This is a genomic window from Massilia haematophila (assembly GCF_042647645.1).
Taxonomy (GTDB): domain Bacteria; phylum Pseudomonadota; class Gammaproteobacteria; order Burkholderiales; family Burkholderiaceae_D; genus Telluria; species Telluria haematophila.
Genome location: NZ_JBHRVV010000001.1, coordinates 2,450,222 through 2,462,801 on the forward strand (window position 1 = coordinate 2,450,222; position 12,580 = coordinate 2,462,801).

The following is a 12,580-nucleotide window of genomic DNA, read 5'->3' on the forward strand; positions in this document are numbered from 1 at the left end:
GTTACAGTAATTCGGGTTGGGTCGTTGCCAGGTACATCTCGGCGATGCGGATGTCGCCCGGCAGCGTGACTTTCAGGTTGCGCGGATGGCCTTCGACCAGTTTCGGCGACAGGCCCAGCGCCTCGACGGCGGAAGCGTCGTCGGTGATCTGGTGCGGATTGCGCGCGGGGTTGCTCACATGAGCGAGCGCGTCGCGCAGCAGCTTGTAGCGGAACATCTGCGGTGTCTGCGCCAGCCACATGCCTTCGCGCGAGACGGTGCCGACCTCGCCGGCGACACAGCGCTTGACGGTGTCGACCACCGGCAGCGCGAGCACGCCGCCGACCGGATGTTCGGCGGTGTTGGTGATCAGCTTTTCGATCAGGGCGTCGTCCAGGCCCGGACGCGCGGCGTCGTGCACCAGCACCCAGTCGTTTTCGCGCAGGGTGCCGTTCAGGGCCGCCAGGCCGTTCTGGACGGATTCCATCCGTGTTGCACCGCCGCATCTCAGCACGGTAACGCCGTGGCTGGGCACGATGCTGTCGATGATCGGGTCGTCGGGGCTGACGACGACATAGGTGTGGGCAATCAGTTCGCTGAACAGGAAGGCGTCGATGGCATGGCGCAGCATCGGCTTGCCGCCGATTTTCAGGTATTGCTTGGGTCCGTTCGCGGCCATGCGCGCCCCGACGCCGGCAGCGGGGATCAAGGCGAAATAGCGTGGTGCTTGTGAATTCATGTTGTTTTCTTACGTTTTGCCGGTCTAATAAGAGACTGTACCTCACCTGCACAAACTTTGCCGAGACGCGCGTATTCCTGCGGAGTATCAATAGCTGCCTGCAGGATCTCTACTTTTGCCATTTCCTTCTTGATGAAAGGCATCCATCCGCTGTCGATCTCGCGCTGCAGCAAACTGCGCGCCTGGCCCGCCGGCGCATACAGGGGCTTGCCCTCGAAACGCCGCGCCAGCGCCTCGCTCACGGTCTTCTCGGCGCGCGGCAGGAAATCCTGGTAGACCTCGAGGTGGCGCATCTCGTGCGCGAGGATCTCCCGGTAGGCGCAGCTGCCGGGCACAAACTCGCGCCCCACATAGACAACGATCGGGAGGTAGTAGAGGTTTACGTCGAGACGCGGCGCGACGCATTCGTAACCGGTGGCGGGGTCAGACAGCATGCGCCCGTGCACGGCGATGGCGACGCGGCTCTCGGCGCGCGTCAGGCCGAGCACGTAGCTGCCCGGCGCGCGGTTGCCCTTCATGCGCGTCAGGCCGTGGAACGAGTAGGTATTGTCGACGCGGTAGCCGTTCTGGCGCGAGGACAGCACCGAGATGCTGTCGCCGATCGTGTCCTCGCAGCGCGCCTGGAAGGGAGTTCGTTCAGCCGCCATGCCGGGCGCGCAGCACACCAGCATCGCCAGCGCGAACGGCAGTTTCATTCTTAGACTCTGGCCGGCGTCCAGGTCCCGCTGCTGATCTTCTCGAGCCAGAAGGCGCCGATGATGGTCTTCACGTCGGTCACCTGGCCGCTTTTCACCATCTCGAGCAGCTCGGGCACGGTGGCGGTGAAGGTTTCCAGGAATTCGCCCTCGTCCAGTTTCGGCGCGCCGGCGGTGAGGCCGCGCGCCAGGAACAATTCCAGGTGCTCGTCGGAATAGGCGATCGCGTTGTGGATGGTACAGACGTAGCGCCAGTCGGTCGCGGTGTAGCCGGTTTCTTCTTCCAGCTCGCGCCGGGCGCAGGCCAGGTGCTCCTCGCCCGGGTCGATCTTCCCGGCGGGGAATTCGACGAAGACGCGGTCGTTCGGGTAGCGGAACTGGCGTTCGAGCAGCACGCGGCCGTCGTCGAACAGGGGCAGGATCACGACCGCGCCCGGATGGCGGATGTATTCGCGGTGGCTGATTTTGCCGTCAGGCAGTTGAATACGGTCACGCGAGACTTTCAGGAAATTGCCGTCATAGGCAACTTCGCCGTCGAGGCGTACTTCTTTGAGATGAGAATCCATTACGCTCCCAGGTTGGATTGTAGAGAGATCCAGAGCGCCTGATAAAGCCCCGAGGGCAAGGCGCACCGTCGAAGACAGCACGCAAGTACGGCGAGACGGTGCAACGCCGCCATCGGGGTTTTATCAGGCGCTCTAGTGGCGCTTGCGCAGGTAGCGGAGAACGAATCCCGGAAACGCCAGCACGACGAACAGGCAGCCGGTGATCGCGTAGAACTCCCAACCCTGGGCAAACACGTTGCCGATCGAGGATTCAAGCAGCCAGGCCAGTGCGCCGACGATGAAGTATAAGACAAGCAGCTCGAGCAGGCGCGCGAAGAAGGACTTCGTGCGTGCCGGGGCGGCTGGAGAAGCGGAAGAGGAGGAAGCGGAAGGGGCGCCTGGCGGGGATGCCATCCCTCCCCTGCCTTGCGGCAGCGGGAGGAACCCGAACAGGCGTTCGTTCGCGAACGGCAGGTTGGCGGCCGCCACGGCGACCGCCAGGACCAGCCAACCTGCCAGCGAGACGTCCAAGGCTTAGGACGCCAGGGTGGCGCGGATCGCCTGCAGGCAGGTGCCCAGCAGTGCGCCCGGGATCACGCCCAGGACCAGGACCATGATGCCGTTCAGCGACAGCGCGACGCGCATGTCGGCCGGGGTGACGATCGGGCTGGCATCGGCCGCTTCGTCGAACCACATCAGCTTGACGACGCGCAGGTAGTAGAAGGCGCCGATCAGCGAGAACAGCACGGCGATCACGGCCAGCCAGACCAGGCCGGCGTTGGCGACTGCCTGCAGCACTGCCCACTTGGCCATGAAGCCCATCATCGGCGGCACGCCGGCCAGCGAGAACATCAGGATGGTCATCACGACGGCGAACCACGGGCTGCGCTTGCCCAGGCCCTTGAAGTCGGCCAGCAGGTCGGCTTCGAAGCCGGCGCGCGCCAGCATCATGACGACGCCGAAGCTGCCCAGGGTGGTCAGGACGTAGGTGATCGACGAGTACATCGCGGCGCTGTAGGCGGTCGCCATGTTGCTGGTGTCGTCGCCGACGACGCCGGCCATCATCGCCAGCAGCACGTAGCCCATCTGGGCGATCGACGAATAGGCCAGCATGCGCTTGATGTTGGTCTGGGCGATCGCGGTCAGGTTGCCGATGGCCAGCGACAGCACGGCCAGCACCAGCAGCATCTGCTGCCAGTCGTAGGCCATGCTCGGCAGGGCTTCGACCAGGATGCGCATCAGCATCGCGAACGCGGCCAGCTTCGGCGCGCCGCCCAGCAGCAGGGTCACCGCGGTCGGCGCGCCCTGGTAGACGTCCGGCGCCCACATGTGGAACGGCACCGCGCCCAGCTTGAAGGCCATGCCCGCGACCAGGAACACCAGGCCGAACACCAGGATGGTGGTGTTGGCGCCGTCCACGCTGCGCGCGGCGATCTCGTTCACGTCCAGCGAACCGGTGGCGCCGTAGATCATCGAGATACCGTAGAGCATGAAGCCCGAGGCCAGTGCGCCGAGGACGAAGTACTTCATCGCCGCTTCGGTCGAGACCGCGTGGTCGCGGCGCATCGCCACCAGGGCGTACAGCGACAGCGACATCAGTTCCACGCCCAGGTAGATCGACAGCATGCTGTTACCCGAGATCATGATCATCTGGCCCAGCATCGAGAACAGGGCAAGCACGTAGAACTCGCCGCCCAGGTTACCCGAGAGCATGCCGCGCTCGCCGACGTACTGGCGCGAGTAGACCAGGGTGACGCCGACCGCCAGGTAGGTGAACAGCTTGAGCAGGTTCGACATCGGGTCCGACACGTACATGTGGTTGAACGTGTAGACGGTGGCGCCGCTGTTGAAGTCGGCCCAGCTGAACACCGCGCAGCCGACCAGGGTCAGCAGCGACAGGTAATAGGTCACGTTGCGGCGCGACCCCTTCAGGTACAGGTCGATCAGCAGGATCGCGGAAGCCGCGATCAGCAGGAAGATTTCGGCATAGACCGGCACCAGGTTGGTGTCGACCGCCGGTAGCAAAGTGTTGGTCATCTCGTTCATATCGATTTATTGAGGCAGCTGCGGGAGCTTGCTCACGGACACGTGTTGCAGGAGGTCTGCGACCGAAGTCTGCAGGGTGTCGGCGATCGGCGCCGGGTACAGGCCCATGTACAGCGTGGCAATTGCCAGCACCGCCAGGATGGCGAACTCGCGCTTGTTCAGGTCGACCAGTTCGGCGACGTGCTTGTTGCCGATCGGACCGAACACCACGCGCTTGACCATCCACAGCGAGTAGGCGGCGCCCAGGATCAGGGCGGTGCCTGCCAGCAGGCCGGTCCAGAAGTTGAACTGCACGGCGGCCAGGATCACCATGAATTCGCCGATGAAGCCCGAGGTGGCCGGCAGGCCCGCGTTGGCCATCGAGAACAGCACGGCGAAGGCGGCGAACTTCGGCATCGTGTTGACGACGCCGCCGTAGTCGGCGATTTCACGCGAGTGCATGCGGTCGTACAGCACGCCGATGCAGAGGAACATCGCGCCCGACACGAAGCCGTGCGAGATCGCCTGCATGATGCCGCCCTGCACGCCCATCTCGTTGAAGATGAAGAAGCCCAGGGTGACGAAGCCCATGTGGGCGATCGACGAGTAGGCAACCAGTTTCTTCATGTCCTTCTGGACCATGGCGACCAGGCCGATGTAGATCACGGCGATCAGCGACAGGACGATGACGACCGGGGCCAGGTAGTGCGAGGCGTCCGGGGCGATCGGCAGGGAGAAACGCAGGAAACCATAGGCGCCCAGTTTCAGCATGATCGCGGCCAGCACCACCGAGCCGCCGGTCGGCGCTTCGACGTGCGCGTCCGGCAGCCAGGTGTGCACCGGCCACATCGGGACTTTCACGGCGAAGGCCATGAAGAAGGCGATGAAGATCAGGATCTGCTCTTTCATCGACAGCGGCTGCGCGTGCCATTCGACGATGTTGAAGGTGCCCGACACGTTGTACAGGTAGATGATCGCGATCAGGGTCAGCAGCGAGCCGAAGAACGTGTACAGGAAGAACTTGAATGCCGCGTACACGCGGTTCGGGCCACCGAAGACGCCGATGATGATGAACATCGGGATCAGGGTCGCTTCGAAGAAGAAGTAGAACAGCACGCCGTCCAGCGCCGCGAAGACGCCGATCATCAGGCCCGACAGCAGCAGGAAGGAACCCATGTACTGGGCCACGCGTTCCTGGATCACTTCCCAGGCGGCCACCACCACGATGATCGTGATGAAGGCGGTCAGCGGGATGAACCAGAGCGACAGGCCATCGACACCGAGGCGGTAGAAGATGTTGAAGCGCTCGATCCACGGCGCCGTTTCGGCGAACTGCATGCCGTGCGCGGCGTTATCGAAGTTCGTAATCAGCGGAATCGTCGGCAGCAGGCTGACGACGGCGCCGACCAGCGACAGCAGACGCACGAAACCGGCGTTCTTGTCGCGGCCCACGGCGAGCACGAGCACGCCGAACAGGATCGGGAGCCAGATAGCCAGGCTCAGGTAAGGAGGAAATGTAGAGATCGTAGACTGCATCATTTGTCTTTTTCTTTGCCTGTGATTAGCGCCAGAACGGGAAGAAGTACAGCAGGGTCGCGAGGACGCCCACGATCATCACGAACGCGTAGTGGTAGATGTAACCCGTCTGGAAGGTACGGGTCAGCAGCGCGAACCAGCCGACCAGCTTCGCCGAACCGTTGACCACCAGGCCATCGATCAGCGCGCGGTCGCCCACTTTCCACAGGCCGCCGCCGATGGCGCGCGCGCCGCCGGCAAACACGACCTGGTTGAACTTGTCCATGTAGTACTTGTTGTCCAGCAGCGTGTGCAGGAACTTGAACTTGCTGTAGAACCAGGCCGGGACGCGCGGGTTGACCATGTAGCAGTAGTAGGCGCAGACGACGCCTGCCAGTGCCAGCCAGAACGGTGCGGTCTGCAGGCCGTGGATCGCCATCGCGGCGGCGCCGTGGAACTCTTCGCGCAGGGTTTCCATCGCGGTGTGGTTCTCGCCGACGAAGATCACGCCCTTGAAGAAGTCGCCGTGCAGCATCGGACCGATCGCCAGGTAGCCGATGATGACCGATGGGATCGCCAGCAGGATCAGCGGCAGGGTCACGACCCATGGCGACTCATGCGGCTTGTCGCCCGGCTGCAGGCCGTGGTGGTGGTGATCGTCGCCGTGGTCGTCGTGCGCGTCTTCTTCGTTGTGCGCGTCCGAATCGTGGCCGTGGCTATGCGGCTGCGGCTTGTTCCAGCGCGATTCGCCATGGAACACCAGGAAGTACATGCGGAACGAGTAGAAGGCGGTGATGAACACGCCGGCCAGCACCGCGAAGTTCGCGAAGCCCGCGCCCGGGATATTGGTCGCGTGCACGGCCTCGATGATCGAGTCCTTCGAGTAGAAGCCCGAGAAGAACGGGGTACCGATCAGGGCCAGCGAGCCCAGCAGCGAGGTGATCCAGGTGATCGGCATGTACTTGCGCAGGCCGCCCATGTTGCGCATGTCCTGGTCGTGGTGCATGCCGATGATGACCGAACCCGCGCCGAGGAACAGCAGCGCCTTGAAGAAGGCGTGGGTCATCAGGTGGAACACGGCCACCGAGTAGGCCGACGCGCCCAGCGCGACGGTCATGTAGCCCAGCTGCGACAGGGTCGAGTAAGCGACGACGCGCTTGATGTCATTTTGAATGATGCCCAGGAAGCCCATGAACAGCGCGGTGATCGAACCGATGACGATCATGAACGACAGTGCGCCGTCGGAGAGCTCGAACAGCGGCGACATGCGCGACACCATGAAGATGCCGGCGGTAACCATGGTCGCGGCGTGGATCAGTGCCGAGATCGGGGTCGGGCCTTCCATCGAGTCCGGCAGCCAGACGTGCAGCGGGAATTGCGCCGATTTACCCATCGCGCCGATGAACAGGCAGATGCAGGCGGCGGTCAGCAGCGGCCAGCCGATGCCCGGCACGGTCATGCCGGCGAGCTTGTCGGCTTGCGCGAAGACCTCGGTGTACTGCATCGAGCCCGACGCGGCCAGCAGCAGGCCGATGCCGAGGATGAAGCCGAAGTCGCCGACGCGGTTGACCAGGAAGGCCTTCATGTTGGCGAAGATCGCGGTCGGACGGGTGTACCAGAAGCCGATCAGCAGGTACGAGACCAGGCCCACCGCTTCCCAGCCGAAGAACAGCTGCAGGAAGTTGTTGGACATGACCAGCATCAGCATCGCGAAGGTAAACAGCGAGATGTACGAGAAGAAGCGGTTGTAGCCTTCGTCCTCGGCCATGTAGCCGATCGTGTAGATGTGCACCATCAGGGAGACGGACGTCACCACGCACATCATCATCGCCGACAGCGTGTCGATCTGGAAGCCGACGGCCAGCTTCACCGTGCCGACGGTCATCCAGGTGTAGATGTCCTGGTTGAAGCTTGCGCCGTCGAGCACGGCCATCAGGGTCTGGACCGAGATGATCAGCGCGATCAGTACGCCCAGGATGGTTGCCGTGTGGGAGACCTTGCGGCCGACCACGTTACCAAGGAACTTGGTGCCGAGCAGGCCGGCAATCGCCGAGCCTGCGAGCGGCGCCAAGGGCACCGCCAGTAACATTGAGGAAGAGAGTTGCCCCGCCATGTTGAACCTTAATCGTTATTGTTTATCCGAACCCATCAGCCCTTGAGGCTGTCGAGGTCTTCCACATTGATCGTGTCCAGGTTACGGAACAGGACCACCAGGATCGCCAGGCCGATCGCCGATTCGGCGGCCGCGACGGTCAGGATGAAGAACACGAAGATCTGCCCCGCCGCATCCCCCAGGTAGTGCGAGAAGGCGATGAAGTTCAGGTTCACTGCCAGCAGCATCAGTTCGATGGCCATCAGCAGGATGATGATGTTCTTCCGGTTCAGGAAGATACCGATGATCGAGATCGCGAAAAGGATCGCGCCCAGGACCAGGTAGTGTGCAAGCGATAAAGTCACGAGTTCTGCTCCTTGTTCTGCGCCGGGTTTGCAACCGCGGCAGCTGCGGCCACGGCGGCTTCGTCGATGGCGCGCTGGTTCACGGCATCCATCTTGACGACGCGCAGGCGGTCGTTGCGCTTGACGCGGACGGCGGCGCCCGGGTCGATGGCCTTGCTGTCCTTGCGCTTGCGCAGGGTCAGCGCCACGGCGGCGATGATCGCCACCAGCAGGATCACGGCCGCGATCTCGAAGCCGTAGATGTAGCGGGTGTAGATCAGGCGGCCCAGCTCGCGGGTGCCGCCGATGTTCATGGCGGCCGCTTCCGGGCTCTGGGCGAAGCCGCTGTAGCCGTTCCACAGCACGGCGGCCATTTCCAGCACGATGACGGCGCCGATGATCAGGGCCATCGGCAGGTAGCCGAGGAAGCCTTCGCGCATGCGGTCGAGGTTAATGTCGAGCATCATGACGACGAACAGGAACAGCACCATGACGGCGCCGACGTAGACCAGGACCAGCACGATGGCCAGGAACTCGGCCTTCAGCAGCAACCAGATACCGGCCGCGTTGAAGAACGCGAGCACCAGGAACAGCGCCGCGTGCACGGGGTTCTTGGCGGTGATGACGCGCAGCGCGGACAGCACCATGATGGCCGCGAACACGTAGAACAAAACAGTTTTAAATTCCATGACTAAACCGGGCCTCTTCTTGTTATCGGTACTTGGCGTCGGCCGCGCGGGCGGCGGCGATGTCAGCCTCGTAGCGGTCGCCCACGGCCAGCAGCATCTCTTTGGTGTAATAGAGATCGCCGCGCTTCTCGCCGTGGTATTCCAGCACGTGGGTTTCCACGATCGAGTCGACCGGGCAGGACTCTTCGCAGAAGCCGCAGAAGATGCACTTGGTCAGGTCGATGTCGTAGCGCGTGGTGCGGCGGGTGCCGTCCTCGCGCTGCGCCGACTCGATCGTGATGGCCATGGCGGGGCACACCGCTTCGCACAGCTTGCAGGCGATGCAGCGCTCTTCCCCGTTCGGGTAGCGGCGCAGGGCGTGCAGGCCGCGGAAGCGGTTCGACATCGGCGTCTTCTCTTCCGGGTACTGCACCGTGATCTTGCGCGACAGGGCATATTTGCCGGTCAGCGCCAGACCCTTGAACAGCTCGGTCAGCATCAGGCTGCCGAGGATTTCTTTGATTCGGTTCATTTGAATGCGCTTCCTTACTTCCAAATATTCCAGGAGGTCTGCATGATGGCCGCGATCAGCACCAGCCAGACCAGGGTCACCGGGATGAACACTTTCCAGCCCAGGCGCATGATCTGGTCATAGCGGTAGCGCGGGAAGGTGCCGCGGACCCAGACCATCGCCGAGACCATCAGGAACGTCTTCACGAACAGCCAGAAGAAGCCGCCGAAGGCGCCGCCGAATTCCAGGAAGCCGAACGGTGCGTGCCAGCCGCCCAGGAACATGATCGATGCCAGGGTGCCGATCAGGATCATGTTGGCGTATTCGGCCAGCATGAACATGGCGTACGACATGCCCGAGTATTCCACCATGTGGCCGGCGACGATCTCCGACTCGCCTTCCACCACGTCGAACGGGTGGCGGTTGCACTCCGCGAGGCCCGAGATGAAGTAGATGAAGAACAGCGGCAGCAGCGGCAGCCAGTTCCAGGACAGGAAGTTCAGGCCCATGTCGGCGAACATGCCGCGGTCCTGGCCCAGCACGATGTCCGAGAAGTTCAGCGAACCCGAGACCATCAGCACCACGACCAGCACGAAGCCCATCGGGATTTCATAGGAAATCATCTGGGCCGAGGCGCGCATCGCACCCATGAAGGCGTACTTCGAGTTCGAAGCCCAGCCGGCGATGATGATGCCGTACACCTCGACCGAGGTGATCGCCAGCAGCAGCAGGACGCCGGCGTTGACGTTGGCCAGCGCCGCTTCCGGACCGAAAGGCACGACCGACCAGGCGGCCAGGGCCGGCATGATGGTCATGATCGGGCCCAGGATGAACAGCTTGGTGGTGGCGCGGGTCGGGATCACGATTTCCTTGACCAGCAGCTTGACCGCGTCGGCGATCGGCTGCAGCAGGCCGCCCGGACCGACGCGGTTCGGGCCGAGACGGATGTGGATCCAGCCGATCAGCTTGCGCTCCCAGAGGGTGGCGTAGGCGACCAGGCCCATCAGCGGCAGCAGCACGCACAGGATCTTGACCACGGTCCAGACGAACGTCCACGCGGTCGGTCCCAGCAGCGCGTCGCCGCTGGTATAGATGTTATCGATAAAACCGGGCGTTGCCATTACTTGCCCTCCCCTGCTTTTTCAATGTTGATGGAGCCGAACATTGCGCCCAGCGTCGCGGTTGCCGGATGAGCGGCGGCCACGCGCACGACGTTCGCCGGCAGGCGCACGTCGACGTCGGCGACCAGCACGGCAGAGCCGTTGCCCTGGGTGACCTTGACCGCGTCGCCGGCCTTCACGCCCAGCTTCTCGGCCACTGCCGCCGGCAGGCGCACCAGCGGCGCGTTGGCGTCGGCCGTGCGCAGCAGCGGTTCCGAACGGCGCGCGATGGCGTCGGCGAAGTAGATCGGCACGTCGGCGATGCGCTGCAGCGCGCCGGCTTCTTCCGAACGCTTGGCAGCAGCCGGGGCCAGCTTGGCCACGTTGTTCAGCTTGGCTGCGTGGTCGAACACGCCCTTGCCCAGCGCTTCGTCGCGGATCGATTCCGAATTCTCGTAGTCGAAGCCCGACACGCCCAGCAGGTTGCCCAGCACGCGCAGCACTTTCCAGGCCGGACGGGTCTCGCCCAGCGGACGCACGGTGCCGTTGAAGCTCTGTGCGCGGCCTTCGCAGTTCACAAAAGTGCCGGCGGTCTCGCTGAACGGCGAGACCGGCAGCAGCACGTCGGCGTAGTCCAGGCCATGCTTGAACGGCGACATGGCGACGACCATCTCGGCGCCGTTCAGGGCGGCGCGGGCTTGCTGCGGATTGGCCGCGTCCAGTTCCGGCTCGGTGTTAAGCAGCACATAAGCTTTCTTCGGTACGCTGAACAGGTCGGCAGCCTTGTTCGAGACGGCGTTCACCAGGTAACCGCCGACGGTGTTGGCCGCTTCGACGAAGTAGCCGAACTTGGCGCCGGTGGCGTTGGCGATCCATTGCGCGGCAGCGTGGATCTTCGACGCGTCCGGATGGTGGGTGACCGAGTTACCCAGCAGGATGGCGCCCGGCAACTCGGCGCCGACCGCGACCAGCGAAGCGGCGATGGCTTTCGCGGCGTCGCCCGCTTCGATGTGCTCGAAGCCGGCCGGAGCCGCGGTTTCCTTGGCGGCGGCGATGGCCGAGACGATTTCCGACAGCGCGGCGAGCCAGTCGCCCGGGGCGGCGATCATCTTGGCAGAGGTCGGGATCAGGTTGTCCTCGTCGGTCGCGTGCAGGATCGACAGCTTGGCACCGCCCTTGACTGCCTGGCGCAGGCGGGTTGCGACCAGCGGGTGGTCCTTGCGCAGGAACGAGCCGATGACGAAGGCGCGCTTCAGGTTCGACAGTTCGGCGATCGGCATGCCCAGCCACGGGGTGACGGCGCCATCGAGGGCGAAGTCGGTCTGGCGCAGGCGGAAGTCGACGTTCTCGACGCCGAAGCCGCGCATGGCCTTCTGCAGCAGGTACAGTTCCTCGACGGTCGAGTGGGCGGTGGCGACGGCGGCGATGCTGTCCGCGCCATGCTCGTGACGGATGTTACGCAGGCCGTGGGCCACGTATTCCAGCGCGGTCTGCCAGTCGGTCTCGATCCACTCGCCGCCCTGCTTGATCATCGGGTTGATCAGGCGGTCTGCGTTGTCGAGGGCTTCGTACGAGAAGCGGTCCTTGTCCGACAGCCAGCATTCGTTGATGGCTTCGTTTTCCAGCGGCAGCACGCGCATGACTTTGCCGCCCTTGACCTGGACGATCAGGTTGGTGCCGAGCGAATCGTGAGGCGAGACCGACTTGCGGCGCTGCAGTTCCCACGGACGTGCCGAGTAGCGGAAAGGCTTCGAGGTCAGGGCGCCGACCGGGCACAGGTCGATCATGTTGCCCGACACTTCCGAGTCGACGGTCTTGCCGACGAAGGTGGTGATCTCCGAGTGCTCGCCGCGGCCCAGCATGCCGAATTCCATGACGCCGGCCACTTCCTGGCCGAAGCGCACGCAACGGGTGCACTGGATGCAGCGGCTCATCTCTTCCATCGAGATCAGCGGGCCGGCTTCCTTCGGGGCCACCACGCGCTTTTCTTCCTGGTAGCGCGATTCGCCCTTGCCGTAGCCGACGGCCAGGTCCTGCAGCTGGCATTCGCCGCCCTGGTCGCAGATCGGGCAGTCCAGCGGGTGGTTAATCAAGAGGAATTCCATGACCGACTTCTGCGCGTGCACGGCCTTGTCGCTGTGGGTGCGCACGATCATGCCCGGCGAGACCGGGGTGGCGCAGGCCGGCAGCGGTTTCGGGGCTTTCTCGACCTCGACCAGGCACATGCGGCAGTTCGCTGCGATCGACAGTTTCTTGTGATAGCAGAAGTGCGGGATATAGGTCCCGAGTTTGTTTGCGGCGTCCATCACCATGGAACCTGGTGCGACTTCGACTTTCTTGCCGTCTAATTCAATTTCAACCATTTGT

12 protein-coding genes are annotated in these 12,580 nt (G+C 63.7%); all 12 read right to left on the reverse strand.

Translation table 11 applies throughout. The features are described 5' to 3' along the window. Window position 1 precedes the first annotated feature (1 nt). Window positions 2–718: a 2-C-methyl-D-erythritol 4-phosphate cytidylyltransferase gene (gene ispD, locus ACFOPH_RS10865; RefSeq protein WP_379735216.1), complete on the reverse strand. Its 717-nt coding sequence runs from the start codon at window positions 716–718 to the stop codon at window positions 2–4. Then, on the reverse strand, window positions 715–1,413 hold the full coding sequence (locus ACFOPH_RS10870; RefSeq protein ID WP_312550000.1) for a hypothetical protein: 699 nt from the start codon (window positions 1,411–1,413) through the stop codon (window positions 715–717). Before ACFOPH_RS10870 ends, ispD begins: the two co-directional genes overlap by 4 nt. A 2-nt stretch (window positions 1,414–1,415) precedes the next feature. Beyond that, the gene (locus ACFOPH_RS10875; protein WP_312549999.1) at window positions 1,416–1,979 is read right to left on the reverse strand and encodes an NUDIX hydrolase; all 564 of its coding nucleotides are present in this window, start codon (window positions 1,977–1,979) and stop codon (window positions 1,416–1,418) included. Between the two features lie 132 nt (window positions 1,980–2,111). Further along, window positions 2,112–2,489 carry a DUF2818 family protein gene (locus ACFOPH_RS10880; RefSeq protein ID WP_379735218.1) on the reverse strand — a complete coding sequence of 126 codons (378 nt, stop codon included), beginning with the start codon at window positions 2,487–2,489 and terminating at the stop codon, window positions 2,112–2,114. Between the two features lie 3 nt (window positions 2,490–2,492). Beyond that, window positions 2,493–4,004, reverse strand: a complete 1,512-nt coding sequence (gene nuoN, locus ACFOPH_RS10885; RefSeq protein ID WP_379735220.1) for an NADH-quinone oxidoreductase subunit NuoN — start codon at window positions 4,002–4,004, stop codon at window positions 2,493–2,495. Window positions 4,005–4,010: 6 nt separating this feature from the next. After that, window positions 4,011–5,522, reverse strand: coding sequence for an NADH-quinone oxidoreductase subunit M (locus ACFOPH_RS10890; protein WP_312549996.1), 1,512 nt, complete (start codon window positions 5,520–5,522; stop codon window positions 4,011–4,013). Between the two features lie 22 nt (window positions 5,523–5,544). Then, window positions 5,545–7,611, reverse strand: coding sequence for an NADH-quinone oxidoreductase subunit L (gene nuoL / locus ACFOPH_RS10895; RefSeq protein ID WP_312549995.1), 2,067 nt, complete (start codon window positions 7,609–7,611; stop codon window positions 5,545–5,547). Between the two features lie 35 nt (window positions 7,612–7,646). Continuing rightward, window positions 7,647–7,955 (reverse strand): NADH-quinone oxidoreductase subunit NuoK, encoded by a 309-nt coding sequence (gene nuoK / locus ACFOPH_RS10900; protein ID WP_312549994.1) that lies wholly within the window; start codon window positions 7,953–7,955, stop codon window positions 7,647–7,649. Beyond that, complete coding sequence (locus tag ACFOPH_RS10905) at window positions 7,952–8,623, reverse strand: NADH-quinone oxidoreductase subunit J (protein ID WP_312549993.1); 672 nt, start codon at window positions 8,621–8,623, stop codon at window positions 7,952–7,954. Before ACFOPH_RS10905 ends, nuoK begins: the two co-directional genes overlap by 4 nt. A gap of 22 nt (window positions 8,624–8,645) precedes the next feature. Further along, window positions 8,646–9,134, reverse strand: coding sequence for an NADH-quinone oxidoreductase subunit NuoI (gene nuoI, locus ACFOPH_RS10910; RefSeq protein ID WP_312549991.1), 489 nt, complete (start codon window positions 9,132–9,134; stop codon window positions 8,646–8,648). A 14-nt stretch (window positions 9,135–9,148) separates the two neighbouring features. Next, window positions 9,149–10,234 carry an NADH-quinone oxidoreductase subunit NuoH gene (gene nuoH, locus ACFOPH_RS10915; protein WP_312549989.1) on the reverse strand — a complete coding sequence of 362 codons (1,086 nt, stop codon included), beginning with the start codon at window positions 10,232–10,234 and terminating at the stop codon, window positions 9,149–9,151. Then, window positions 10,234–12,576, reverse strand: a complete 2,343-nt coding sequence (nuoG, locus tag ACFOPH_RS10920) for an NADH-quinone oxidoreductase subunit NuoG (RefSeq protein ID WP_379735223.1) — start codon at window positions 12,574–12,576, stop codon at window positions 10,234–10,236. The genes nuoH and nuoG overlap by 1 nt, the downstream gene beginning before the upstream one ends. Window positions 12,577–12,580: the final 4 nt, after the last annotated feature.

Excerpts from the sequence above, each read along its gene's own strand:
- ACFOPH_RS10890 (WP_312549996.1), bottom strand. The coding sequence starts at position 5,522 with ATGATGCAGTCTACGATCTCTACATTTCCTCCTTACCTGAGCCTGGCT.
- ACFOPH_RS10875 (WP_312549999.1), bottom strand. The coding sequence starts at position 1,979 with ATGGATTCTCATCTCAAAGAAGTACGCCTCGACGGCGAAGTTGCCTAT.
- nuoL (WP_312549995.1), bottom strand. The coding sequence starts at position 7,611 with ATGGCGGGGCAACTCTCTTCCTCAATGTTACTGGCGGTGCCCTTGGCG.
- ACFOPH_RS10905 (WP_312549993.1), bottom strand. The coding sequence starts at position 8,623 with ATGGAATTTAAAACTGTTTTGTTCTACGTGTTCGCGGCCATCATGGTG.
- nuoG (WP_379735223.1), bottom strand. The coding sequence starts at position 12,576 with ATGGTTGAAATTGAATTAGACGGCAAGAAAGTCGAAGTCGCACCAGGT.
- nuoN (WP_379735220.1), bottom strand. The coding sequence starts at position 4,004 with ATGAACGAGATGACCAACACTTTGCTACCGGCGGTCGACACCAACCTG.
- nuoH (WP_312549989.1), bottom strand. The coding sequence starts at position 10,234 with ATGGCAACGCCCGGTTTTATCGATAACATCTATACCAGCGGCGACGCG.
- ispD (WP_379735216.1), bottom strand. The coding sequence starts at position 718 with ATGAATTCACAAGCACCACGCTATTTCGCCTTGATCCCCGCTGCCGGC.
- ACFOPH_RS10870 (WP_312550000.1), bottom strand. The coding sequence starts at position 1,413 with ATGAAACTGCCGTTCGCGCTGGCGATGCTGGTGTGCTGCGCGCCCGGC.
- nuoI (WP_312549991.1), bottom strand. The coding sequence starts at position 9,134 with ATGAACCGAATCAAAGAAATCCTCGGCAGCCTGATGCTGACCGAGCTG.